Annotated in this window: 21 protein-coding genes; 13 read left to right on the top strand and 8 right to left on the bottom strand. The window is 70.8% G+C overall.

Annotation, left to right across the window (positions count from 1 at the left end; translation table 11 throughout):
• Positions 1 to 9: 9 nt before the first annotated feature.
• Positions 10 to 1347 carry a 6-phospho-beta-glucosidase gene (locus ABT254_RS14135; protein WP_351468421.1) on the bottom strand — a complete coding sequence of 446 codons (1338 nt, stop codon included), beginning with the start codon at positions 1345 to 1347 and terminating at the stop codon, positions 10 to 12.
• Positions 1344 to 2108 carry a DeoR/GlpR family DNA-binding transcription regulator gene (locus ABT254_RS14130; RefSeq protein WP_351469129.1) on the bottom strand — a complete coding sequence of 255 codons (765 nt, stop codon included), beginning with the start codon at positions 2106 to 2108 and terminating at the stop codon, positions 1344 to 1346. Before ABT254_RS14130 ends, ABT254_RS14135 begins: the two co-directional genes overlap by 4 nt.
• A gap of 129 nt (positions 2109 to 2237) precedes the next feature.
• Between ABT254_RS14130 and ABT254_RS14125 the strand changes: the two genes are divergently transcribed.
• The 9 genes from ABT254_RS14125 (at position 2238) to ABT254_RS14085 (ending at position 15124) form a co-directional block, all read left to right on the top strand.
• Positions 2238 to 3272 (top strand): carbohydrate kinase family protein, encoded by a 1035-nt coding sequence (locus tag ABT254_RS14125; RefSeq protein ID WP_351468418.1) that lies wholly within the window; start codon positions 2238 to 2240, stop codon positions 3270 to 3272.
• Positions 3273 to 3336: 64 nt separating this feature from the next.
• Positions 3337 to 4614, top strand: coding sequence for an ABC transporter substrate-binding protein (locus tag ABT254_RS14120; protein ID WP_351468415.1), 1278 nt, complete (start codon positions 3337 to 3339; stop codon positions 4612 to 4614).
• 34 nt (positions 4615 to 4648) lie between these two features.
• Positions 4649 to 5623: a carbohydrate ABC transporter permease gene (locus ABT254_RS14115; protein ID WP_351469126.1), complete on the top strand. Its 975-nt coding sequence runs from the start codon at positions 4649 to 4651 to the stop codon at positions 5621 to 5623.
• A complete protein-coding gene (locus ABT254_RS14110) occupies positions 5620 to 6489 on the top strand; it encodes a carbohydrate ABC transporter permease (protein ID WP_351468413.1) in 870 nt (289 codons plus the stop codon). The genes ABT254_RS14115 and ABT254_RS14110 overlap by 4 nt, the downstream gene beginning before the upstream one ends.
• Before the next feature lie 27 nt (positions 6490 to 6516).
• Positions 6517 to 7725, top strand: coding sequence for an alkaline phosphatase family protein (locus ABT254_RS14105; RefSeq protein ID WP_351468410.1), 1209 nt, complete (start codon positions 6517 to 6519; stop codon positions 7723 to 7725).
• Positions 7722 to 10661 (top strand): glycoside hydrolase family 2 TIM barrel-domain containing protein, encoded by a 2940-nt coding sequence (locus tag ABT254_RS14100; RefSeq protein WP_351468408.1) that lies wholly within the window; start codon positions 7722 to 7724, stop codon positions 10659 to 10661. Before ABT254_RS14105 ends, ABT254_RS14100 begins: the two co-directional genes overlap by 4 nt.
• A 45-nt stretch (positions 10662 to 10706) precedes the next feature.
• On the top strand, positions 10707 to 12563 hold the full coding sequence (locus ABT254_RS14095; protein ID WP_351468406.1) for a LamG-like jellyroll fold domain-containing protein: 1857 nt from the start codon (positions 10707 to 10709) through the stop codon (positions 12561 to 12563).
• Between the two features lie 19 nt (positions 12564 to 12582).
• Positions 12583 to 14256 (top strand): PHP domain-containing protein, encoded by a 1674-nt coding sequence (locus ABT254_RS14090; protein ID WP_351468403.1) that lies wholly within the window; start codon positions 12583 to 12585, stop codon positions 14254 to 14256.
• Between the two features lie 37 nt (positions 14257 to 14293).
• Positions 14294 to 15124, top strand: a complete 831-nt coding sequence (locus tag ABT254_RS14085) for a PaaX family transcriptional regulator (RefSeq protein ID WP_351468401.1) — start codon at positions 14294 to 14296, stop codon at positions 15122 to 15124.
• Here ABT254_RS14085 and ABT254_RS14080 read toward each other — a convergent pair.
• Genes ABT254_RS14080 through ABT254_RS14065 form a run of 4 tightly spaced genes read right to left on the bottom strand, consistent with a single transcriptional unit; the run spans position 15115 to position 18897 of the window.
• Entirely contained in the window at positions 15115 to 15570 is a 456-nt protein-coding gene (locus ABT254_RS14080) for a MaoC family dehydratase (protein ID WP_351468399.1), read from the bottom strand. The genes ABT254_RS14085 and ABT254_RS14080 overlap by 10 nt on opposite strands.
• Before the next feature lie 8 nt (positions 15571 to 15578).
• Positions 15579 to 17081 carry an acyl-CoA synthetase gene (locus ABT254_RS14075; RefSeq protein ID WP_351468396.1) on the bottom strand — a complete coding sequence of 501 codons (1503 nt, stop codon included), beginning with the start codon at positions 17079 to 17081 and terminating at the stop codon, positions 15579 to 15581.
• Positions 17082 to 17091: 10 nt separating this feature from the next.
• Entirely contained in the window at positions 17092 to 17976 is an 885-nt protein-coding gene (locus ABT254_RS14070) for an amidohydrolase family protein (RefSeq protein WP_351468393.1), read from the bottom strand.
• A 3-nt stretch (positions 17977 to 17979) separates the two neighbouring features.
• Complete coding sequence (locus ABT254_RS14065; protein WP_351468390.1) at positions 17980 to 18897, bottom strand: SDR family NAD(P)-dependent oxidoreductase; 918 nt, start codon at positions 18895 to 18897, stop codon at positions 17980 to 17982.
• Positions 18898 to 19115: 218 nt separating this feature from the next.
• Here ABT254_RS14065 and ABT254_RS14060 point away from each other — a divergent pair, with 218 nt between their 5' ends.
• Positions 19116 to 19541: a MarR family winged helix-turn-helix transcriptional regulator gene (locus tag ABT254_RS14060; RefSeq protein ID WP_351469123.1), complete on the top strand. Its 426-nt coding sequence runs from the start codon at positions 19116 to 19118 to the stop codon at positions 19539 to 19541.
• A gap of 4 nt (positions 19542 to 19545) precedes the next feature.
• The gene (locus ABT254_RS14055) at positions 19546 to 20301 is read left to right on the top strand and encodes an IclR family transcriptional regulator (protein WP_351468387.1); all 756 of its coding nucleotides are present in this window, start codon (positions 19546 to 19548) and stop codon (positions 20299 to 20301) included.
• A 7-nt stretch (positions 20302 to 20308) separates the two neighbouring features.
• Here ABT254_RS14055 and ABT254_RS14050 read toward each other — a convergent pair whose 3' ends face one another.
• Positions 20309 to 21607: a lipase family protein gene (locus ABT254_RS14050; RefSeq protein ID WP_351468384.1), complete on the bottom strand. Its 1299-nt coding sequence runs from the start codon at positions 21605 to 21607 to the stop codon at positions 20309 to 20311.
• 241 nt (positions 21608 to 21848) lie between these two features.
• Here ABT254_RS14050 and ABT254_RS14045 point away from each other — a divergent pair, with 241 nt between their 5' ends.
• Together ABT254_RS14045 and ABT254_RS14040 are read left to right on the top strand one after the other, a co-directional pair.
• A complete protein-coding gene (locus tag ABT254_RS14045) occupies positions 21849 to 23033 on the top strand; it encodes a sensor histidine kinase (RefSeq protein ID WP_351468381.1) in 1185 nt (394 codons plus the stop codon).
• Positions 23030 to 23698: a response regulator gene (locus tag ABT254_RS14040; protein ID WP_351468378.1), complete on the top strand. Its 669-nt coding sequence runs from the start codon at positions 23030 to 23032 to the stop codon at positions 23696 to 23698. The genes ABT254_RS14045 and ABT254_RS14040 overlap by 4 nt, the downstream gene beginning before the upstream one ends.
• On the opposite strand, the gene ABT254_RS14035 is transcribed toward ABT254_RS14040, so the two are convergent.
• A complete protein-coding gene (locus ABT254_RS14035) occupies positions 23695 to 24099 on the bottom strand; it encodes a VOC family protein (RefSeq protein ID WP_351468375.1) in 405 nt (134 codons plus the stop codon). The genes ABT254_RS14040 and ABT254_RS14035 overlap by 4 nt on opposite strands.
• Positions 24100 to 24213: the final 114 nt, after the last annotated feature.

Genomic DNA, 24213 nt, shown 5'->3' with positions numbered 1-24213 from the left:
GCCGGGAGCTTACTTCAGGTAGGAGAGGCCGGGGTGAACGTCCGTGTAGCCCTCGACCAGCCGTCGGGCCACGTTCACGGAGTCGACCAGCGGGTGCAGCGCGAAGGCCTTGACGGCCGTCGTGCGGGAGCCGGACTCGGCGGCGGCGAGGACCTCGCGCTCGACGGCCTTCACGGCGCAGACCAGGCCGGTGGCGTGCTCGGGCAGCGGGGCGACGGCGACCGGGTGCGCGCCGTTGGCGTCGACCAGGCACGGGACCTCGATGACGGCCTCGGAGTCGAGCACCGAGAGGGTGCTGCGGTTGCGGACGTTGAGGATCAGGGTGGTGCGTTCGTCGCGGGCGATGGCGCGCATCAGGGCGAGGGCGACCTTCTCGTAGCCGCCGGAGAGGTCGTCGGCGTCGCGTTCGCCCGCGCCCGCGGTCTCCCGGTTCTCGGCCATGTACGTCGCCTCGCGCTCGGCGCGGGTGCGGTCCCAGGCGGCCAGGGCCTGGGCGCCCGGGTCGCGCATCTCCTCGTAGAAGTGGGCCTGCTGCTCGCGCAGGAAGGCGCCGCGGGTCTTCTCGGCCTGCTGGTAGGCGCGGACGGCCTCGCGGTTGAAGTAGTAGTAGTGCAGGTATTCGTTGGGGATCGCGCCGAGGGACTGGAGCCAGTCGACGCCGAAGAGCTTGCCCTCCTCGAAGGAGCCGAGCAGGTCGGGGTCGGCGAGCAGCCGCGGCAGCTCGTCGCGGCCCGCGATGTGCAGGCCGCGGACCCAGCCGAGGTGGTTGAGGCCGACGTAGTCGATCCAGGCTTCCTTCGGGTTCGCGCCGAGCACGCGGGCGATCCGGCGGCCGAGGCCCACCGGCGAGTCGCAGATACCGATGACGCGGTCGCCGAGGTGGCGGGACATCGCCTCGGTGACCAGGCCGGCCGGGTTGGTGAAGTTGATGACCCAGGCGTCCGGGGCGAGCCGGGCCACCCGCTGGGCGATGTCCACGGCGACCGGGACGGTCCTCAGGCCGTAGGCGATGCCGCCCGCGCCGACGGTCTCCTGGCCGAGGACGCCCTCCGCGAGGGCCACGCGCTCGTCGTTCGCCCTGCCCTCCAGGCCGCCGACGCGGATGGCGGAGAAGACGAAGTCGGCGCCGCGCAGGGCCTCGTCCAGGTCGGTCGTGGCGGTCACCTCGGGGGCGTCCGCGACCTGCGCTGCCTGCTCCGCGAGGACGCGGGTCACCGCGGACAGCCGGCCCGCGTCCAGGTCGTGCAGGACGACCTCGGTGACCCTGCCCTCGCCGCGGTCGCCCAGCAGGGCCCCGTATACGAGCGGCACGCGGAACCCGCCGCCGCCCAGAATCGTCAGCTTCACCCTTGCACCTTTCCTGCCACGACCACCTCGACGCCCGCCTCCTCCAGGGAGGAGCGGGTCGCCGGGTCGACCGGGGCGTTCGTCACCACCACGTCCAGGTCCTGGGGACCGCAGACCTTCGCCATGCCCGTACCCGGGAACTTCGCCTGGTCGGCGAGGAGGACGACCTTGTCGCTCGCCTTGATCATGGCGCGCTTGACCGGCACCTCGACGACCGTCGTGTCCATCACCTGCCCGCCCGGGCGCACTCCACTGGTGCCGAGGAAGAGCCAGTCCGCGTGCAGCTGGCGCAGGTTGTCCTCGGTGAGGAAACCGACCAGGGAGCGGTACTCGCGGCGGACCATGCCGCCGAGCAGCACCAGCTCGATGCCCTCGTCGTCGGCGAGCTCCTCGTAGACCACCAGATTGCTGGTGATCACGGTGAGGCGGCGGCCGTGCAGTTGGCGGGCGAGCCGGAAGGCGGTGGTGCCGATGTCGAGCAGCACCGACTGGCCGTCGGCGACCATCGCGGCGGCCCGCTCGGCTATGGCGTCCTTCTCGGACACCCGCACCTCGGCGACCTCGGCGAAGGGCTGGTCGCCCTCCTCCACGACGGCGCCGCCGTGCACACGGGTGAGCAGGCCGTCCTCCTCCAGCTTGACCAGGTCGCGCCTGATCGTGGCGGGGCTCACACCCAGCTGCTCGGAGAGGTCGGTCACAGCCGCGGGCCCGCCGGAGCGCAGGGCCCGCAGGATGAGTTGGTGTCGTCGTTCTGCCAGCACGGCGTGAACACTACTCGTCATCTTCAATCAAATCCATGCTCAGTTCTGCTCGGGTATTGACCAATCTCGTGGATCAGCGCACGATTCCGGTCATCGAAAATGACGAGTTTTGACGAGAGGCTGTTTCGCGTGGACGACGACAGGCCCGACGTGCTCCTGACCGGGCTGCTCTTCTACGACCTCGTCCTCACCGGGCTCGGGAAGCCGCCGACGCCGGGCGAGGAGATCTGGACGGGCGGGATGGGCTGCGGCCCCGGCGGCATCGCGAACCTCGCGGTGGCCGCGTCCCGGTTCGGTCTTCGCACCTCGCTGGCCACGGTCTTCGGCGACGACTTCTACGGCGAGTACTGCCGTGACGTCCTGTGCGACCAGGAGGACATCGACCTCTCGCTCTCCCGCACCGCGGACGGCTGGCCCACCCCCGTCACCGTCTCGCTCGCCACCGGCCACGACCGGGCCCTCGTCACCCACGGCCAGGAGCCCCCGTACTCGCAGGACACGCTGATGGGCGACCCGCCCGAGGCGCGCACCGCCCTCGTGCACCTCGAGGCCGAGCCGCGCGAGTGGCTCGCGAAGGCCGCCGCGAACGGCACGCAGATCTACGCCGACGTCGGCTGGGACCCCACCCAGGAGTGGTCCACCGACCTCCTCGACCAGCTGAAGCTGTGCCACGCTTTCCTCCCCAACGAGACCGAGGCGATGGCCTACACCCGCACCGACAGCGCGGTCGCAGCCCTCGGCACGCTCTCCGAGCTGGTGCCGGTGGCCGTGGTCACCCGCGGCGGGGACGGCGCGGTGGCCGTCGACCAGACGACGGGCGAGTACGCCGAGGTCCCGGCCCTCGACGTCGACGTCCTGGACGCCACCGGCGCCGGCGACGTCTTCGGCGCCGGCTTCGTCGCGGCCTCGCTCGGCGGCTGGCCCCTGGAGGAACGGCTGCGGTTCGCCGTCCTCGCGGCCGGGCTGTCCGTCGGGCACCACGGCGGGGCGCTCGCCGCCCCCGGCTGGTACGGCGTCGACCGCTGGTGGCGGTCGCTGAAGGATCCCGAACTGCGGCGCGCGTACGGCTTCCTGGCCGACCGGATCCCGGCCGACCCCGGACCGCCCGTACGCCACGCCCCCGTCACCCCACCCGCCCATACGCCCGTCGGCCCCCACGCCTGAGAACGGCGGCACCGACCCCCCTCGAACCCCTCTCCACGTCGAACAGGAACAACAGGAGTGACCCGTGGACCTTTCTCGTAGAGGCTTCCTCCAGGCCGCCGCGCTCACCGCGGCCGCCTCCGGCCTGACCGTCGCATGCGGCGGCAGCTCGGGCTCGGGCGGCACCAAGAACGGCAAGGACCTCACCTTGTGGTACTGGGGCGGCGCGCTCAGCGACAAGGTGGTCGCGGAGGCGAAGACCCACTTCAGCAGCTCGGTCAAGCTGACCTCCGCCTCCATCGGCGGCGACTTCAAGCAGAAGCTCACCACCACCATCGCGGCGGGCACCTCCGTGCCCGACATCACCGGCATCAAGGGCGAGGACATCGCGTCCTTCCTGCCCAACGCCAACCGCTTCCTCGACCTGAACGACCTCGGCTTCAAGAAGATCTCGTCCCAGTACCTGGACTGGAAGACCAAACTCGCCCAGACCGAGGACGGCAAGCAGATCGGCTTCCCGATCGACATAGGCCCCACCGCGCTGTTCTACCGGGAGGACTTCTTCGCCAAGGCCGGGGTGCCCACCGACCCCCACAAGGTCGCCGCCCTGGTCAAGACCTGGGAGGACTACTTCACGCTCGGCACCGAGCTGCAGAAGAAGAACCCCGGCACCTACCTGGTCAACAACATCGGCTCCATGTTCGACATGACCATCGGTCAGGGCACCGAGCGGTTCATCGACAAGAACAACCACTTCATCGGCGACCAGGACCACATCCGCGCGGCGTGGACCACGTCGGTGCGCCCCTACACCCTGGGCCTCGACGCCAAGATCAACGACAACACCTGGAACGCCGCCGTCGGCAAGACCCTCCTCACCGAGCTCGGCGCGGCCTGGCACGCGCTGGACATCGAGCAGGCCGCGCCGCACACCAAGGGCAAGTGGCGGGTGTGCGCGATGCCCGTCGGACCGGCCAACCAGGGCGGCTCCTATCTGGCGCTGCCCAAGCAGTGCCGCAACCCCGAAGAGGCGTTCAAGATCATCAGCTGGATCCTCAGCCCCGCCAACGACGCCCGCGGCTTCACCGACGCCGCCATCTTCCCCGCCGCCCCGGCCGCCTACACCATGCCAGCCATGACGGGCCCCGATGCCTTCTTCGGCGGACAGAAGATCATCGACATCTTCGGGCCGGCCGCCAAGGCCGTGCCGATCGCGTACGAGGCCCCGGCCGACGCGGCTGTCATGGCCCCCTACAAGATAGAACTGACCAACATCGAGGCCAAGGGCAAGAAGCCCGACGACGCCTGGAAGGACGCGGTCAGCCAGGCCAAGCAGATCGCCCGCCGGCAGGGGGTGAACTGAGGTGACGTCCCCACCGGTCACCGGTTCCGCCGAGGTGCCGCAGCGCCTCGGCGGGCCGGGCCCGGCCCGGTTCCGCCCGCGGCGCACACCGCCCGCGGGCTCCGCTCGGCCCAGGCGGCGCGGGCCGCTGTCGTACTGGCGGCAGTACCTGGCGATCTCGCCGTTCTACCTGATCTTCGCCGCGTTCTCGTTCTTCCCCGTCTTCTACTCGCTGTATCTGGCCTTCCAGCGCTGGGACGGCATGGGCACCATGCAGTTCGTGGGCCTGCAGCAGTTCAGGTTCCTGTGGGACGACCCGGTCTTCTGGCTGTCGATCCGCAACACCCTGGTGATCTGGGTGCTGTCCACCGCGCCCACTCTGTTCGGTGCCCTGATGCTGGCGACGCTGCTGCACTCGGTACGCCGCTTCAAGGGCTTCTACCGGATCGCGCTGTACGTCCCGAACGTCACCTCGATCGTCGCCGTGGCGATCTTCTTCGGCGCGGTGTTCAGCAACAACTTCGGTCTGGTCAACGCGATCCTGGGGATGGTCGGCATCTCGCCGGTCCCGTGGCTGAGCAACCCTTGGCTGATCAAGCTGGTCATCGCGCTGCTGATGACCTGGCAGTGGACCGGCTACAACATGATCATCTATCTGGCCGGTCTGCAGGCGATACCGAACTCGATCTACGAGGCGGCGAAGATGGACGGGGCGGGCCCCATCCGCACGTTCTTCCAGATCACGATCCCGATCATGCGGCCGATCATCCTGTTCACCGTCATCATCTCGACCATCAACGGTCTGCAGAGCTTCAGCGAACCCCAGGTCCTGTTCGGCAGCAATGCCGCCAACGCCAACCTCGGCGGTCCCGGCCAGGCAGGTCTGACCACGTTGCTGTACTTCTACCAGTCGGCCTTCCTCAACAACGACTACGGCTACGGCGCGGCCATCGTGTGGGCCTTCTTCGTACTGATCATCATCCTCGTCGCCGTCAACTGGCGCATCACCACACGGGGGAGGAAGGCATGACGGCAGTGGACACCGCGCGGCCCGCCAGGGGCGCAAGGCGGCTGCGCCGCCCCAGGGGCCTGACGGCGCACATCATCCTCGTCGTGGCCGTCCTGGTCTCGGTCTTCCCCTTCGCGTGGACGATCGTCATGGCGACCAACACCACCCAGGACATCTACAAGAGCCCGCCGAAGTTCACCTTCGGCTCCCATCTGCTGGAGAACATCCGGCATGTGCTGAACACGATCGATTTCTTCGGGTCGATGCTCAACACGGTGATGGTCGCGACCGTCACCACCGTCCTGGTGCTGTTCGTCGACTCCCTGGCGGCCTTCACCTTCGCCAAGTTCGACTTCCCCGGGCGCAAGCTGCTCTTCGGCACGCTGCTGCTGTTCATGATGCTGCCGTTGCAGCTGGCGATCCTGCCGCAGTTCATCCTCATGTCGAAGATCGGCTGGGTGGGCATGCTCAAGGCGCTGGCGCTGCCCTCCCTGGCCAACGCCTTCGGCATCTTCTGGCTGCACCAGTACATCCAGAACGGCGTTCCCGACGAACTCCTCGACGCCGCGCGCATCGACGGCGCCGGTTTCTTCCGCCAATACTGGAACATCGCCCTGCCGATGATCAGGCCCGCGCTGTCGTTCCTCGCCATCTACGTCTTCGTCAACTGCTGGAACGACTACGTCTGGCCGTTGGTCGTGCTGACCAACCCGGGCCATGTGACCCTCCAGGTGGAGCTCGCCCAGCTCAACGTCGGCCACACCACCGACTACAGCATGGTCATGGCGGGTGTGCTGATGGCGGCGCTTCCGCTGGTGATCGTGTTCAGCATCTTCGCCCGCGGGTTCATCGCGGGGGCCACCGAAGGAGCGGTGCAGGGCAGCTGAGGCGGAGTCGCGAGAGAGGGGTGGGCGGTGACGTACGACGTCGACGGTGAGCGGCCGGGACGCGGCAAGGTGCTCGTGGTGGGCATGGACGGGTTGCGGTTCGACCGGCTGACCCGGTCGCCCTCCACCGCCCCCGTCCTGCACGGCCTGATGGCGGCCGGCGCCGTCGGCACCAGCCTGCTGCCCTACGGCGAGGCCGACGGCCAGGCGGAGAACGGGCCGTCGACCGGCATGGCCTACACCGACTCCGGGCCCGGCTGGTCGAGCATCCTCACCGGGGTGTGGCCCGACCGGCACGGCGTGCGGGGCAACGACTTCGTCGGCGCCGACTACGCCCGCTACCCCGACTTCCTGACCCGCGCCGCCGCGGCCCGCCCCGGTCTGCGCACCGCGGCCGCGGTGTCCTGGCCGCAGCTGGTCCGCCGCGGCACCCTCGGCCCCGCCATCGGCCGGCGCCGGCGCTACAACGGGGAGTTCCGCGGCTACCGGACCGCGGACCGCCGCGTCGCCCGCACCGCCCTGCGCTGGCTCACCAAGCACGACCCGGACGTCGTGTTCGTGTACTTCGGTGCCACCGACGAGGCCGGCCACGACACCGGCCCCCTCTCCCCCGCCTACGACCGTGCCCTCCTCGCCCAGGACGCCCACCTGGGGCGGCTGCTGGAGGCGATCGACGCCCGGCGCGCCGATCCGCGCCGCGCCGACGAACGCTGGACCGTGCTGGTCACCACGGACCACGGCCACCTCGACAGCGGCGGCCACGGCGGCGACACGCACGCGGAACGGGAGGTCTTCGTCATCCTCGCCGAGCCCGGCGTGCCGGACGGGACACGGCCCGCCGACGACCGACCCGACAGCACGCGGCCCGACGACAGCCGACCCGACGGCACCCGGCTCGACGGCACCCAGCCCTTCGGCACCGAACCCGCCCACCGCCGACCCGCCGCCACGCGACCCGCCGACAGCCGACCCGACCGCCGCCGGCTCGACAGCACCCAGCCCTTCGGCACCGAACCCGCCCACCGCCGACCCGCCAGCACGCGGCCCCACGACACCCAGCCCGCCGACAGCCCACCCCACAGCCCCCGGCTCCCCGGCCCCCGGCTCGACTCACCCCGTCTCATCGACATCGCCCCCACCGTCCTGGACCGGCTCGGCATCCCCGTCGACCCCGCCTGGGGCCTGCAGGGCCGCGTCCTCCCCCGGCCCACCGCACCGACTTCGGACAGGTCATGACCGACGCACTCCCCGCCGATCCACTGATCGCCCTCCGCCCCTGGCAGGCACCCGAGGTGACCTCCTGGGGGCGCCTCCCCATGAACGCCACAGGCCGGCGCTCCGGAGCCCTCTCCCTGGACGGCGACTGGCGTTTCCAGTTGCTTCCCGCTCCGGACGCGCCGGTCGGCGGTGACTGGTCCTCGTCGTACGTCCCCGGCGTATGGACCATGCAGTCCGCCGGTGCCGACGACCTGCCGCAGTACACCAACGTCCGCATGCCGTTCCCCCAGTTCCCGCCCGGCTCCCCCGCCGCCAACCCGACGGGCGTGTACGAGCGCGAGGTCGACGTCCCCGCCGACTGGGCCGGGCGCCGGATCGTGCTCCAGGTCGGGGCCGCCGAGAGCGTGCTGCTGGTGCATGTCGACGGGCGGCCCGTCGGCATCTCCAAGGACTCCCATCTGGCCGCCGAGTTCGACCTCACCGACGTGGTGCGGGCCGGCGGGCGGTCGACCGTACGGCTCACTGTCGTGAAGTGGTCGGACGCCTCGCACATCGAGGACCAGGACCAGTGGTGGCACGGCGGCATCACGCGCTCGGTGCTGCTGTACGCGACCGACCCCCTGCACCTGGCCGACGTGACCGTACGGGCGTCGTACGACGGCGAGCTGCGCGTCGACTGCCGGGTGCGGGACGCACGCGGTGCGCTGCCCGAGGGGTGGTATGTCAGCGGCGAGCTGGAGGGTCAACTGATCGGCCAGGACCGGGAGTTCGACCGCGTCAACGCCGAGGACGACCGCGTCTCCGACTTCCTCGGCGAGGCCCGCATCCACACCTCCGTCCCCGAGGTGCGCACCTGGAACGCCGAGACCCCCGAGCTGTACGACCTCACCGTCCGTCTGCACCGCGCCGACGGCACGGTCGCCGACACCTCGCAGCACCGGATCGGCTTCCGCGATGTCGAGATCGCCGGCCGGGACCTGCTCGTCAACGGCGAGCGGGTCTTCATCCGGGGCGTCAACCGGCACGACTTCCATCCGCTGACCGGCCGAACGGTCTCGTACGACGACATGCGCGCGGACCTCGTCCTGCTCAAGCGGTTCGGTTTCAACGCGATCCGCACCTCCCACTACCCGAACGACCCGGCGCTCTACGACCTCGCCGACGAGCTCGGCTTCTACGTCGTCGACGAGGCGGACATCGAGTCCCACGACCACGCGCACGAGATCGCCGACGACCCGCGCTACCTGGGCGCCTTCGTGGACCGGGTCTCGCGGATGGTGCTGCGCGACAAGAACCACCCGTCGATCATCATCTGGTCGCTGGGCAACGAGTCCGACTACGGCGCCAACCACGACGCGGCGGCGGGGTGGGTGCGGCGGCACGATCCGACGCGGCCCATCCAGTACGAGGGCGCCGCGAAGCTGGACTGGGCGGCGACGGACGACGCCTCCGACATCGCCTGCCCGATGTACGCGCCGCTGGAGGACTGCGTCGCCCATGCCCTGTCGGGCCGGCAGACCCGGCCCCTCATCCAGTGCGAGTACTCGCATGCGATGGGCAACAGCAACGGCACGCTGGCGGACCATTGGGCGGCCATCGAGTCCACGCCAGGTCTTCAGGGCGGGTTCATCTGGGAGTTCTGGGACCACGGGATTCTGCAACGCGTGAACGACGGAAGACCGGCCGGGCGCGCGGGCGCCGGGCTGTATGACAACGGTGTCGCCGCGCCCGGCCACCGCTGGGCGTACGGCGGCGACTTCGGCGAGACGATCCATGACGGAGCGTTCATCGCCGACGGAGTCGTCTTCCCGGACCGCACCCCGAAGCCGGTCCTGTACGAGCACCGGGAGATCGCGGCGCCGGTGCGCATCGAGTGCTTCAAGCACGAGGGCATCGTGCTCGGCAACCACCAGCACTTCCGGGGCCTGGACTGGCTGTCCGGCCGGTGGGAACTGTCCCTCGCCGACGGCCGCACGCTGACCGCGCCCGCCGAACTGCCCGCCCTGCGGCCCGGCGAGACGGCCGCCGTGCCGCTCCCCTTCGACCTCCCGCGCGACGGCGGCGAGGCCTGGCTGACACTGCGGGTGACGACCGCCGAGGACCAGCCGTGGGCACCGCGCGGCACGGACGTGTGCGCGCCGCAGGTGCGGCTGCGCGGGCCGTCCGTGTCCTGGGAGGTTCCCGTGGACGGTGCCGTCGAGGTCGACGACGAGGGCCTGCTGGTCCATCCGCTGCTGACGGCGGCCCCCACCCTCTCCCTGTGGCGGGCGCCCACCGACAACGACGAGCTCGGCGGCATGGCGCCGCGCTGGCGGACCTGGGGGCTCGACTCGCTCGTCCGCAAGGTCGTGTCGGTACGGCAGGACGGCGGCCGGGTCACCGTGGACGCCGAGTACGCGGGCACGGTCGGCGTCGTGCGGCACCGGCAGGTGTTCACACCGGTCGAGGGCGGCATCCGCATCGACGAGGAGGCCGAGCTGCCCGACGAGTTCCACGATGTGGCGCGGGTCGGCTCGGTCTTCGAGACAGTACCGGGCCTTGACCTGCTGGAGTGGTTCGGGCAGGGGCCGTGGGAGTCGTATCCCGACCGGAGCGTCGGCGCACCCGTCGGCCATCACTCCGTGCCCGTCGACGCGCTGTTCACCCCCTATCTGCGCCCGCAGGAGAGCGGCGGGCGGCACGGGGTACGGCACTTCACGCTGTCCGCGGCGGACGCGACCGGCCTCGCGGTCGTGCTGGACGAACCGCGCCAGGTCTCCGTCACCCGCCATCGCGCCGAGGACCTGACCGCCGCCTCGCACCACGACGAGCTGGTGCCGCGCCCCGGGTGCGTGGTGCACCTGGACGCGGCGCACCGGGGGCTCGGCACGGCGTCGTGCGGTCCCGACACCTCCGCCTCGTATCTGATCCCGCCGGGTGTTCACCGCTGGAGCTGGACCCTGCGCGTTCTGTAACCCCCAGCCCTTCCCCGTTCTCACGTCACCTTTCACGGAGCACACGTGTGCACTTCGCATGACCACAACCAGGGCGAGGCCGCACAGGCCGGTGCCGCCCGACGCAGTTTCCTCAGAGCCACCGCGCTGCTCGGCGCCGCCGCCGGCGCCGGGGTCGCGCTGCCGGCCGTCGCCGAGGCGGCACCGGCGAGCGCGAGCAGGTGGCGGCCCGACGCCCACAGCCGTCGCTTCACCCTCGCCGTCATGCCCGACACGCAGTACCTCTTCGACGGACCCAGCATCGACAAGGCGCCGGTCGAGGCCTCCCTGCGCCATCTGCTGGAACACGGCAAGGACGAGAACCTCGTCTTCCTGTCCCACCTGGGCGACCTCACCCAGAACGGCGCCAAGGACGAATTCGCCGCGATCAGCGAGGCGTTCGGACTGCTGGACCGCAGGGGTGTCGGTTACAGCGTCCTGGCCGGCAACCACGACGTGAGGTCCTCGACGGACGACCAGCGCGGCTCGACGCCGTACCTGGACACGTTCGGGCCGCAGCGCTTCAAGGGAAAGAGGACGTTCGGCGGCGCGTCCGACGACGGCTACAACACCTACCACCTGTTCCGGGCGGCCGGGCGCGAGTGGCTGGTGCTCGCGCTGGACTGGCGGCTGTCGGCGAAGGGGTACGCCTGGGCGAAGGACGTGCTCGCCCGGCACCCGAAGGCGCCGGTCATCCTCACCACGCATGAACTCGTCGTCGAGGACGACCAGTTGTCGACGTACGGGCAGCAGCTGTGGGACCAGCTGGTCGAGGAGCACGACCAGGTCTTCCTCACCCTGAACGGCCACTACTGGCCCGCGGGTCGCGCGACCCGCAAGAACGCCGCCGGCAACGACGTGCACCTGCACCTCACGAACTACCAGAACCGCTACTTCGGCGGGGCGGCGATGATCCGCCTCTACCGCTTCGACCTGGACCGGAACGTCATCGACGTGGAGACCGTCTCCCCGTGGATCCTGGGTCGGGCGGGCAAGGGACTCAACGAGCTGGAGCGGCAGGAGATCGAGCTGAGCGGTGACGCGGACCGCTTCTCGGTGGAGATCGATTTCGAGAAACGTTTCGCCGGATTCGCTCCGGTTCCGGCCCGTCCGGCTCGCCCCGCGTCCAAGGTCGTCATCCCCGGCACGGTCGCCTACTGGCGATTCGACAACCACGGCAACAAGGGCGACGGTACGGCGGTCGGCGGCACCGTCCGCGACCTGTCCGGGCGCGGCAACGACCTCACCCTCGTCACGGTGGGCGGCGGCGCCCTGAACTGGTCCTCCGACCACCACCCCGACCAGCCCGGCCACGGCAGCCTGGAGTTCCAGGGCTTCAAGTCGCCGCTGAAGGGCGCGTACCTGAAGACGGTCGACGGGGCCCCGCTCAACTCGGCGACGTTCAAGGACGGTTACACCATCGAGGCGTTCTACCGGCTGCCCGCCGACTGGGACCCGGACCACAACGCCTGGTCCGGCATCGTCAGCCGCACCGGCACGGGCGGCGCGGCGGGCAAGACCGCCGACGACCCCGACGAGCCGCTCGCCACCCTCTCGCTGTCCAACGACCGCGAGCCGCAGTGGGCGATGCGCCCGCTCAACCAGCAGGGCATCGCCACCAACTGGGGCCAGGAGACCCCGCTGGAGACCTGGTGGCACCTCGCGGTGGTCAACGACGGCAAGCACACGACCCTCTACGTCGAGGGCTGCCCGGTCGTCCGCAACCCGAAGGCCCCCGCGGTCGGCATCACCTCCGTCGGACTGCCGTGGCTGCTCGGCGGCTACGAGTACGCGGGCAGGATCGACCAGATCCTGCACGGCCGCCTCGGCGATGTGCGGATCGTCGCGCGTGCGCTGCCCGTCACCTCCTTCATGAACCACTGACCCGCGACAGGGACTCACGATGACCGAGCAGCAGCTGCCCGCCTGGGCCGACCCGTCCGTCTCTCCCGCCCACCTCGACGCCCAGGGCATCTCGCGCCGCGGGCTCCTGCGCCGTGCAGGGATGTTCGGGGCGGCCTTCACTCTCGGGTCGGTGGCCACCCCCGCCTTCGCCGCCTCCGCCCGGCCCGCCTTCGGTGGCGACGACCCGCGCCTCGCCTACCTCGTCGGCGACCACCACGTCCACTCCGTCTACAGCCACGACGCCAAGTACACGTTCTCCCAGCAGGCGCAGGCGGCCGCCAAGTACGGCCTGGACTGGATGGTGTTCAACGAGCACTCCAACTTCGGGCACGCCCACTACGGCGCCGCGCTGGAGCACCAGGAGATCCTCAAGGCCCGCGCCGAGAACCCGCGTCAGCTGATCTTCCAGGGCCTGGAGTGGTACATCCCGGCCGCCGAGCACTGCACCGTGTTCGCCGCGCCCGGCCCGAACGAGGTCGACCTGCTCACCCGGTTCGAGCTCGCCTATGACGGCAAGCTCCTGGGCTACACCGACGGTTCCGCGACCGGCACCGACACCGCCCGCAACGAGGCCCACGCCGTGAAGGCCATCAAGTGGCTGGCCGAGCAGCGCGATGCGGGCTACGTCGACGACGTCCTCGTCCTCGCCAACCACCCCCTGCGCCTCGGCATCGACTCCCCGCACGAGATGCGGGGCTGGCGTGACGCGGCCCCCGAGATCATGATCGGCATGGAGGGCGCACCCGGCGCCCAGGGCGCGGCCATCCCCGGTTGGCGGAGTTCCACGTCCATCCGCGGCGAGTACGAGAACAAGCCGTCGGCCCAGTCCTGGGCGGGCTATCCGGCGGACGCGTATCTGACGTACGGCGGCTTCGACTGGGCGACGGCGACGGTCGGCGGCCTGTGGGACTCGATGCTCGCGGAGGGCCGCCTCTTCACGATCACCACCAACTCCGACAACCACCGCACGGTCTTCGACACCTGGAAGAACGGTGACTGGCCGGCCGGGCAGAACTTCGACAACACCGGAAAGCTGCCCGACCCGGTCAACACCGACACCCCGCAGCCGGGTAGCGACTTCTGGCCCGGCGAGTTCAGCCGCACCCACGTCGGCGTGACCCGCTACGGCTACCGCGCGGTGATGGCGGGTCTGCGCGCGGGCCGTGTCTGGCTCGACCACGGGCATCTGCTCGACGGCCTCGACGTCCGCCTGAAGCGGGACTGCGACGCGGGCCGGGGTGTCACGCTCGGTGGGCGGTTGCGCGTCCGCAAGGGCGAGAAGATCACCCTGTACGTCACCGTCACGACCGCCTCCCGGGCCAACCCGCAGGGCATCCTGCCCCAGTTGGCGCACGTGGACGTGATCCGGGGCGCGGTGCGCGGCCCGGTGACCGACCGGGACAGCTGGCAGGCGCCGGACACCAGGGTCGTCCAGACGAAGGACGTGTCGGGGCGGAAGGGGACGTACACCCTGCGCATCCCGCTGACCGCCGGGGACGAGTCCTTCTACGTCCGGCTGCGCGGCAGCGACGGCAACCGCCACGGGGTGGGGTACCTCGGTGCCTCGGTCGACCCGCACGGGCCGATTCCGCATGAGCCCGGCAACGGTGATCCGTGGGCGGACACGTGGTTCTACTCGAACCCCGTGTTCGTCGACGTGGTGGGTGGCTGACGCGTCGAAGTGATCCTTCGCGTCGTACCGTGGCCGCATGACCGGTGAAGAGTCGTTGCGGCCGCAGTCCCTCCTGCTGACGTTTCTGGGGGACCAGGTGCTGGGGCGGGACGTCTGTGTGTACTCGGGCAGCGTGATCGACGTCTTCGCGCGTGCCGGGGTCGGTGAGCAGGCGACCCGCTCGACGCTGACCCGGATGGTCAAGCGGGGGCTGCTGCGCCGCCAGCGCGAGGGCCGCAAGATGTACTTCGGGCTGACCGAGCACTCGGCGGCGGTGCTGCGGGACGGTGAGCACCGGATCTGGCAGACCGGTGCGGTCAACCGGCACTGGGACGGCACCTGGACCCTGCTCGGCTTCTCGCTGCCGGAGTCCTGGCAGCGTCAGCGGCACGATCTGCGCTCCAAGCTCACCTGGAGCGGTTTCGGGCCGCTGTTCAGCGGTCTGTGGATCGCGCCGGGCGAGGTCGACGTGGCGGAGCTGGTGTCCGAGCTCGGGCTCGCGGCGCATGTGAAGGTCTTCCGTGCGCACGCCGACGCCGGCATGGACATCGGCGCCATGATCGAGGAGACCTGGGAGCTGTCCGAACTGGCCGCGCGCTACGAGGAGTTCGTGCGCCGCTGGGAGGCCTGGGAGAGCCGGCTGCCGGAGCCGGACGACGCCCTCGCGCTGCGGCTGAGGCTGCAGGCCGAGTGGCTGCAGGTGATCCGCCGCGACCCGCGCCTCCCGGTCAAGCACCTGCCGGACGACTGGCCGGCGGAACGGGCCGAGAAGACGTTCCGGGCGGTGCACGAGCGGCTCACACCGCTCGCACGGGAGGCCTCGGAGCGCCTTCTCGACCTGATGCCGGTACGCCCCGATCAGGCGTAGAACCGCGACAGGCTCTGCAGTACGGCCGCGGGCTTCGTGCCGCCCTCGACCTCGATCGTGCCGTCCACGGTGATCTGCACCCCGCCCGGCACCTCCTCGACCTCCGCCAGCTTTCCGACCAGGCGGATGCGGGAGCCGACCTTCACCGGGGAGGGGAAACGGACCTTGTTCAGACCGTAGTTGACCTTCGTGGTGACGCCCTGGACGTCCAGGAGTTCCGTGAACAGGGGGATGAAGAGGGAGAGGGTGAGGTAGCCGTGGGCGATCGGGGCGCCGAAGGGGCCCTCGGCGGCGCGCTCGGGGTCCACGTGGATCCACTGGTGGTCGCCGGTGGCGTCGGCGAAGGTGTTGATGCGCTCCTGGGTGACCTCGATCCATTCACTGGCGCCCAGGTCGCTGCCCGCGAGCTTCTTCAGTTCGTCGATGCCGTTCACCGTGATGCTCATGGGGTTCCTTAACTGTTGCCGTACCGGGTGCGGACCCGGGACTTGAGGAGCTTTCCGGAGGCGGTGCGCGGGAGTTCGTCCGCGAGGACCACCGATTTGGGGATCTTGTACTTGGCGAGGCGGCCGGAGAGGGAGGCCAGCACCTCGTCGGGGTCGAGTGACGCGCCCGCACGCGGGACGACGACCGCACGCGGCACCTCGCCCCACTTGTCGTCCGGCACCCCGATGACCGCGCACTCGACGATGTCCGGGTGGGCGAGGAGCAGGTCCTCGATCTCCGCGGGGTAGATGTTCTCCCCACCCGAGATGATCATGTCCTTGATGCGGTCGACGATGAAGACGTACCCGTCCTCGTCGACGCGGGCCGCGTCCCCGCTGCGGAACCAGCCCTCGGCGAAGGACGCGGCCGTCTCCTCGGGCAGGCCCCAGTAGCCGGGCATGACGTGTGGGCCGTGGACCACGACTTCGCCGGTCTCGCCGACGTCGACGGGCGTGAGGTCCGGCCGTACGACGCGTACGTCGCTGAAGAAGTGCGGTACGCCCGCCGAGCCCGCCTTGCTCACGGCGTGCTCGGCGTCCAGGAACAGCGTCCCGGGGGACGCCTCCGTCATGCCGTAGCCCTGGAGGAAGGTGAGCCCGCGCTCCTGGTACGCGGCGATCAGCGGGGTCGAGACCGGGGAGCCGCCGCAGGTGAGGATGCGGAGGGAGGACAGGTCCGCCTCCGGCCAGCGTGGGTGGCGGGCCACCTGCTCGAACATCGTCGGCACACCGAACATGAAGGTGATGCGGTGGCGTTCGATCAGGTCGAAGGTGGCGTTCGGGTCGAAGGCCTCGACCAGGACGCAGGTGCCGCCCTTCAGCAGCACCGGCAGCGTCAGCATGTTCAGGCCCGCCGTGTGGAACAACGGGGCGGAGACCAGGGCGCGTTCGTCGGCGATCAGGTCGGTGTCGACGAGGACGTTCAGCGCGTTCCAGGTGATGTTGCCGTGGGTGAGCATCGCGCCCTTGGGACGGCCGGTCGTCCCCGAGGTGTACATGATGATGCAGGTGTCGTCGGCGGTGACCGGCGTGTCGATCGGTTCCGTGGCCGCCGACGCCAGTGCTCCCTCGTAATCGGGGCCGACTTCGACGTAGGTACGGACATCGGTGTGGCCGGGCAGTCCGGCGACCAGTCCCGCGTGCGGGGGGCCGTAGACCAGGGCCTTGGCCCCCGAGTCGGCAAGCTGGTAGGCGATTTCGGGACCCGCGAGGCGGGTGTTGAGCGGGACGAAGACCGCGCCGAGCGTGCCGGCGGCGAACAGGGTCTCCAGGTAGGAGGGGTGGTTCGGGCCGAGGTAGGCGATGCGGTCGCCGCGCCGTACGCCCCGCTCGCGCAGGGCGTGCGCGAGACGGGTGGTGCGGTCGTACAGCGTGGCGTAGTCGGCGGAGGTGTCGCCGTGGACCAGGGCGGTGCGGTGCGGGGTCTTGCGGGCCCGGCGTGCGGGCCATGACCCGAGTCCCTCGTTGCGCATCTGGGGCCCCTTACGGCTTCGTCAGCCCGAGCAGGCGGGCGGCGTTCTCCTTGAGGATCTTCGGCTTGACCTCGTCCTTGATCGACAGCTTCTCGAAGTCGGCGAGCCAGCGGTCGGGGGTGAGCACGGGGAAGTCGGAGCCGAAGAGGACCTTGTCCTTGAGCAGCGTGTTGGCGTACTGCACGAGCTGCGGCGGGAAGTACTTCGGCGACCAGCCGGACAGGTCGATGTGTACGCCCGGCTTGTGCGTGGCGACGGCGAGGGCCTCGTCCTGCCAGGGGAAGGACGGGTGCGCCAGGATGATCTTGAGGTGCGGGAAGTCGGCGGCCACGTCGTCCACGTGGAGGGGGTTGGAGTACTTGAGCCTGATCCCGCCGCCACCGGGGACTCCGGCGCCGATGCCCGTCTGGCCGGTGTGGAAGAGGGCGATGGTGCCCGTCTCCTCGATCACCTCGTAGAGGTCGTACGCCACCGAGCGGTCGTTGGGGAAGAAGCCCTGGATGCTGGGGTGGAACTTGAAGCCCTTGACCCCGTACTCCTCGACGAGGCGGCGGGCCTGCCTCACGCCCGCCTTGCCGCGGAAGGGGTCGATGGAGGCGAAGGGGATGAGGACGTCCGAGTTGGCGGCCGCGGCCTGCGCGACCTCCTCGTTGGGGACGGGCGCGGTGCCGGTCGCGGACTCGGCGTCGACCGTGAAGATCACGGCTGCCATCTTCCGCTCGCGGTAGTAGGCGGCCGTCTCCTCCAGGGTCGGCTTCCGCTTGCCCTCGACCTTGAAGTAGGCGGAGGACGCGTCGTGCAGGTCTTCGTCCAGGGAGGAGTGGCCCTTGGAGGAGACCTCCGCATGGGTGTGGACGTCGATCGCGACGAGTTCCTCGACGTTGAGGGTCGCCATTTCTCAAGCCTCCGGGAACTTCGGGGCGGGGACGCCGACGCTCTGCAGTTCCGCGCCGACCGAGGTGGGGAAGGCGTCGGCCAGGGTGTCCGGGGTCCAGCCGCCGTCGGCGTAGGCCGCCTTGATCTCCTGCGGATGCGACCAGAGTGCCACCTTGTCGCCGCCGATGCCGATGGCCTGGCCGGTGATACCCCGCGCGGCCTCGGAGGCGAGGAACGGGACGAGCGCCGCACAGTCCTCGGGGGTGCCGAAGCCCTCGCCCTTGCGCAGGAAGTCGGGGAGCGGCTCGCCGTGCTTCATGGCCTCGATGTACGGGGCGAAGGCGGGGATGGTCTCGGTCATAGCGGTCGCGGCGACCGGCACGATCGCGTTGACGGTGATGTTCGCGCGGCCCAGCTCCATCGACCAGGTGCGGGCGAAGGCGGCGATACCGGCCTTGGCGGCGGAGTAGTTGGTCTGCCCGAAGTTGCCGCGCTGCCCGGCCGGCGAGCCGACCAGGATCAGGGTGCCGCCCTCGCCCTGCTCGCGCATCCGGACCGCGGCGGCGCGGGCGCAGGTGAAGGTGCCCTTGAGGTGGGTGGTGATCACCGCGTCGAAGTCCTCGTCGGACATCTTCCACAGCACCTTGTCGCGCAGGATGCCGGCATTGGTGACCAGGATGTCCAGCCGCCCGAACTCCTCGACCGCACGATTCACCAGCCGCTCGGCGGCCTCGCTCGTGCCGACCGGGACCACCTCGGCGACGGCGGTGCCGCCCGCCTCGGAGATGGACTTCACGGCCGCCTCGGCCACGGCCTCGTCGACGTCGTTGACGACCACGGACGCGCCGTGGGCGGCCAGGGCGTGCGCGTAGGCGAGGCCGAGGCCCCGGCCGCTGCCGGTGACGACGGCGACCTTGCCGGTGAGATCGATGCTGGGCACGGGTGGGTCCCTTCACGAGCTGATGCGGGGGACGCGCCCTCGGGGCGCGTCGCTGCGGCTTCGAGATCGAAGCTAAGAGCAATAATTGTTGACGTCAATAGTTGTTGGCGACCTACGGGTACGTCATGCTGGAATCACCAGGACGCATCGAGCACAGGGAGCCCGCCATCACACGCCAGCACGCCACCCCGAAGCCCATCGACGTGGACGAGCCGTGGATGCGTGGACTGCACGCGGACACGGGCTACCTGCTCTACCGCCTGGGCCTGCGCTCCGGACAGCTGTTCAACGCGTTCCTGCAGGAGTCGGGGCTGCGTCTGCGCCACTACGCGGTCCTGCGCTTCCTCGCCACCTCCGACGGCGCCCTGCAGCGCGAACTCAGCACCCGCCTCGGATACGACCCGAGCGCGATCGTCGGCCTCGTCGACGACCTGGAGAAGCTGGGCTTCGCCGAGCGTCGCCCCTCCCCCGACGACCGCCGCAGCCGCATCGTCGTCCTCACCGAGAACGGCCGCGCCTTCCTGCGCGACACCGACGAGGCGGGGCTGCGCGCGACGAACGAGCTCTTCGAGCCGCTCGAACCGGGCGAACGCGAGACGCTGCACGCGCTGTTGCTGCGGATCGCGGGGGACGGGCTCGGCTGACGCCATGACCGCCCGTTCCGCCCCCGACCGGCTGCTCGCCGTGCTCGCCGCCTTCGACCACGAGCACCCGGCGCTGTCCCTCACGGACATCAGCCGGCGGGCCGGGCTGACCCTGACGACCGCGCACCGCCTGGTGGGCGCGCTCACCGATTGGGGCGCTCTGGAGCGGGACGCATCCGGCGTCTACCACGTCGGGCTCAGGCTGTGGGAGGTCGCGGCGCTCGCCCCGCGCGGGCTCGCACTGCGGCAGATCGCGCTGCCGTACCTGGAGGACCTGTACGAGGCGACGCACGAGAACGTGCAGTTGGCGGTGCGGGACGGCGGGGAGGTCGTCTACATCGAGTGGATCTCCGGTCGCAGCGCCGTCGGCGTGCACATACGGGTCGGAGCGCGCTGGCCGCTGCACGCCACCGGGGTCGGCCTCGCGCTGCTGGCGCACTGCGATCCGGAGGTGCAGGAGGAGTACTGCGCGGGCCCGCTCGCGTCGTTCACGCCGTACACCCTCACCGACCCGGTGCAGTTGCGCCGGGTGCTGGCCGAGGTGCGGCGCACGGGGGTCGCGGTGAGCAGCCGTCAGGTGACCGCCGACGCCCTGTCGGTGGCCGCACCCGTGCGCGGGCCGGGCGGGGCGGTGGTCGCCGCCGTGTCGGTGGTGGTGCCGCAAGCCGACGCGCAGGTACCGGTGCTGGCGCCTGCGGTGCGGCTTGCGGCACGTGGCATTTCGCGGGCCCTGGGGTGGCGGCCGGCGAAGGAGCCGTAGAGATCGCTCAGCAGTTGCCGGGCATCGGTTTGCCGGCGAACCGGTCGGTGAGCCAGTTGACCGAGTCGCCGATGGCCTGCGGGTCGCCGAGGAGATGGTCACCGGCGTACGAGGTCCACTGCGTGGCTATCCCCGCGTCGCAGTAGGCGCGGCGAGTGCCCTGGCCGGTGTCGGCGGGGATCACCTCGTCGAGGAGACCGCGGTACTGCAGCACCGGGAAGCCGATCTCGTAGCGGGCCCCGGAGCCGGACGGGCCCACGCCGACGCCGAGTTTGTTGGTGTCGGCGATCTCGCCCCAGGTCGTGCCGTCGGGGCCGCGCAGGGCGTAGAGCTGGGCGAGGGTGAGCTTGTCCTTGGTGTAGTTCTCGATGTGGACGCCGGTGAAGCGTGCGACGGTGCCGACCGCGCAGAGCGATTCGGCGTCCTTGACCGCCTGGCGGCCCGTGTCGTTGAGGAGTCCGTCGAACGGCATGTCCGGGTGGGTGACCGACAGGCCGATCACCGCGTCCACCAGGAACCCGGCGAACACCCCGCCGTTGAGCGAGTTGCCGACCTGCTTGAGGTCGCCCGGGATCCCGCCGGACGCCACGCCGGCCACCTTCACCTCGGGGGCGTACGACTTGGCGAGCTGCGCGGCCCACAGACTTCCCGAGCCGCCCTCCGAGTAGCCCCAGATCCCGACCCGGGCGTCGGGGTTCACCCCGCTGCCGGGCAGCCGGGAGGCGGCGCGTACGACGTCGAGGACCGCGTGTCCGGCGTCGGCGCCGGAGACGTACGGATGGACCTGGCCGTCCAGGTATCCGGCGCCGTCGGTCGCCGCGACGGCGAACCCGGCCTTGAGCAGTGCCGCGATGTTCGGCCCCTCGTAGGCGTCCTGGTACTCGCCGGCGAGCTGCTTGGAGAAGGCGCACTGCGGACCGATGCCGAGGGTGCCGGGCACGAACGCGACCAACGGCCGCTCGCCCGGGCCCTGCCACGCCTCGCGCGGCACGATCACCGTTCCGGCGACGGTGTCCTTCCTGCCGTGGCCGTCGGTGGAGCCGTACTGCACCTTCCAGGCATGGAACGGAGTGCCGCTCCCCACCATGGGCAGGGAGTCGACCGTACGGCAGGCGATGACCTCGCCGGGCGCGGCACCCGCCCTCACCGGTGGCCGGTAGATCGCGGCGTCGGGATCGGAACACGCCCCGCCCGTGCCGGCCGTCGCGGTCACGGCCGGCACGGCCAACAGCCCGCCGAGCAGGGCTCCGGCCCCGAGGAGTGCGGCTCTCCGGTTGCGCGACTTCTTCGAATGGTTCTTCGTCACCTCAGAACGTCCCTTCTGCGTGGTGACCAGGAGCCGCGAGGTTACGGACGAGTAGGTAAGCGCTGATAGTTAAAGGGCGACAAAACGGCGGCGGTCCGCTGCGCTCGGCTGACAAACCATGCGCGGCCGGCACCACGGCGCCGCGGACGACCAACGACCCCCGGGATATCCCTCTCACCGGCGAGGCCCCGCCCAGGAACCCTCGCGATACTGGAACGGCCCTTGCCCCGAGGAGCCGCCCATGTCCCCGCAGTCCTGGTTCACTCAGGCCGCCGCGCGCCTGCGGACGGCGAATCCCTACGCCGTCGACGCCGCCCTCGCCGCGCTCGTCCTGTTCGCCGTCTCGTTGCAGTGGCTCTTCCCCGACGAGGGGGACGACCGGCTCACCTGGCAGGGCTGGCTGCTGGGGGCCGCGACGGCGGTGCCGCTGGTCTGGCGGCGGCGGGCGCCGTTCGCCACCGCGTGGGCCGTGTCGGCGGCCACGCCCGCGATGGCCGTCTACCACGCGCCCCCGCCGGATGTGATGTACGGCGGACTGGTCGTCCTGTACACCATGGCCGCCCGGGCCCTGCCCTGGCAGCGACGCGTGATGCTGGTGGGCTGGGCGATCGGGGTCACCGTGACGATGCAGCACAAGGAGCACGCCCGGCCCTTCGAGTACGCCTTCCATCTGCTCGGCATCGCCTGTGCCTACGCGCTCGGATGGCTGGCCCGCGTCCAGCGCGCCTACACCGCGGAGCTGGAGGACCGGGCCCGGCGGCTGGAGCGGGAGCGCGCCGCGGACACCGCGCGGGCCATCGCGCGGGAACGCGCCCGGATCGCCCGGGACATGCACGACATCCTCGCCCACGCGGTGAGCCTGATGGTGGTGCAGGCGGAGGCGGGGCCGGTCGTGGTGCGCAGTGATCCGGAGCGTGCGGAGGCCTCCTTCGACGCGATCGCGGCGGCCGGCCGGGACGCGATGGGACAGCTGCGACGCATCCTCGGGGTACTCAAGGAGGAGCAGGGCAACGGCACTTCACCACAGCCGGGTGTGGCGGCGCTCCCCCGGCTGCTGCGCCAGGTCGGCGAATCGGCGGGCCTGCGGGTCGAGTTGCACACCACCGGCCGACCGCACCCGCTGCCCGCGGACGCCGAGGTCGCCGCCTACCGCGTGGTGCAGGAGGCCCTGACCAACACGGTGAAGCATGCGTACGCTGCCTGCGCGACCGTCGAACTCGACTGGACGGAGGACCTGTTGACCCTCACGGTGACCGACGACGGGCGGGGTCCCGCGGCGCCCGGCGGCGGGCACGGGCTGATCGGCATCCGGGAGCGGGCCGCCGCGTGCGGGGGCAGCGCCGAGGCCGGGCCCGGACCGGACGGCGGCTTCCGGGTCGTCGTACGCCTGCCTGCCGCCGCCGACCGTCAGGCGGCCCTCGGGTGAGCATCCGGGTGGTCGTCGCCGACGACCAGGAACTGGTCCGCAGCGGTTTCAGCATGATCCTTCAGGCGCAGCAGGACATCGAGGTGGTCGCCGAGGCCGGCGACGGCGCGGAGGCGGTCGCGGCGGTCCGGCGGCACACGCCGGACGTGCTGCTCCTGGACATCCGGATGCCGGTGATGGACGGCCTGGAGGCGGCCCGGCAGGTGTGTGCGCAGTCCTGCTGCAAGGTCGTCATGCTCACCACGTTCGACCTGGACGAGTACGTGTACGAGGCGCTGTACGCGGGCGCCAGCGGCTTCCTCCTCAAGGACGTGCGCCGCGACGACCTGGTGCACGCCGTACGGGTGGTCGCGGCCGGCGACTCGCTTCTCGCGCCGGCGGTGACCCGGCGGCTGGTCGCCGACATCGTGCGGCGCCGCCGCGAACAGGCCGCCGACACGGGCACCCCGCAACGGCTGGACGCGTTGACCGCCCGCGAGGTGGAGACGCTGCGACTGCTGGCCCGCGGCCTGTCCAACGCCGAGATCGCCACGGCCTTCTTCGTGAGCGAGCACACCGTCAAGACCCATGTCAGCAACGTCCTGAGCAAACTGGGGCTCAGGGACCGGGTGCAGGCGGTGATCTGCGCGTACGAGACGGGGCTGGTGACGCCGGGGGTCTCCTAGCCTTCCAGTTCCTCGAAGAGGGTCAGCTGGAGGGCGCCCGGAGCTTCGAGCCGGGAGTTCAGTGAGTTCCACGGGGTGCGCGTCGGCTCGGCGAGAACCTCGGCCCCCGCGGCGGCCAGTCGTGCCGTGGCGCCACCGGCGTCGTCGACCTGGAAGGCGACCCGGATGTGCCCGGCCACCCGGTGGCCCACCTCGACCTCGTCGATGAAGGCGGCGTGGTTCGGGTCGGTCAACTCCAGCGTGGCGCGGCCCGCTTCGAGGATGGTGACCCTTCCGTCGGGGGACGAGAAGGCGGCGCGCTCGGGCAGGCCGAGGACGTCGCGGTAGAAGCGCAGGGCCTCGTCGTAGTCGGGGGCCGTGACGACGAGGCGGAGTTCGCGGACTGCGGGTTCCTCGGGCATACGGGATCCTCCAAGATCGCGGCTGTTCTGCTCCGTCAACCCCGGCGCCCGTGCGCGGGATTCCCACCGTCTCCCTCTCAGGAGTGAGTCGAACGTCTGCCTCCCTCGTACGGC

It is taken from the genome of Streptomyces sp. NPDC001137, assembly GCF_040298885.1.
Taxonomy (GTDB): Bacteria; Actinomycetota; Actinomycetes; order Streptomycetales; family Streptomycetaceae; genus Streptomyces.
This window is presented reverse-complemented; position numbering and strand designations above follow the sequence as displayed.

Bases quoted from the DNA above. Each gene is read 5' to 3' on its own strand.
- ABT254_RS14110 (WP_351468413.1), top strand. From the start codon at position 5,620: ATGACGGCAGTGGACACCGCGCGGCCCGCCAGGGGCGCAAGGCGGCTG.
- ABT254_RS14100 (WP_351468408.1), top strand. From the start codon at position 7,722: ATGACCGACGCACTCCCCGCCGATCCACTGATCGCCCTCCGCCCCTGG.
- ABT254_RS14090 (WP_351468403.1), top strand. From the start codon at position 12,583: ATGACCGAGCAGCAGCTGCCCGCCTGGGCCGACCCGTCCGTCTCTCCC.
- ABT254_RS14085 (WP_351468401.1), top strand. From the start codon at position 14,294: ATGACCGGTGAAGAGTCGTTGCGGCCGCAGTCCCTCCTGCTGACGTTT.
- ABT254_RS14080 (WP_351468399.1), bottom strand. From the start codon at position 15,570: ATGAGCATCACGGTGAACGGCATCGACGAACTGAAGAAGCTCGCGGGC.
- ABT254_RS14075 (WP_351468396.1), bottom strand. From the start codon at position 17,081: ATGCGCAACGAGGGACTCGGGTCATGGCCCGCACGCCGGGCCCGCAAG.
- ABT254_RS14070 (WP_351468393.1), bottom strand. From the start codon at position 17,976: ATGGCGACCCTCAACGTCGAGGAACTCGTCGCGATCGACGTCCACACC.
- ABT254_RS14060 (WP_351469123.1), top strand. From the start codon at position 19,116: ATGCGTGGACTGCACGCGGACACGGGCTACCTGCTCTACCGCCTGGGC.
- ABT254_RS14055 (WP_351468387.1), top strand. From the start codon at position 19,546: ATGACCGCCCGTTCCGCCCCCGACCGGCTGCTCGCCGTGCTCGCCGCC.
- ABT254_RS14045 (WP_351468381.1), top strand. From the start codon at position 21,849: ATGTCCCCGCAGTCCTGGTTCACTCAGGCCGCCGCGCGCCTGCGGACG.
- ABT254_RS14035 (WP_351468375.1), bottom strand. From the start codon at position 24,099: ATGCCCGAGGAACCCGCAGTCCGCGAACTCCGCCTCGTCGTCACGGCC.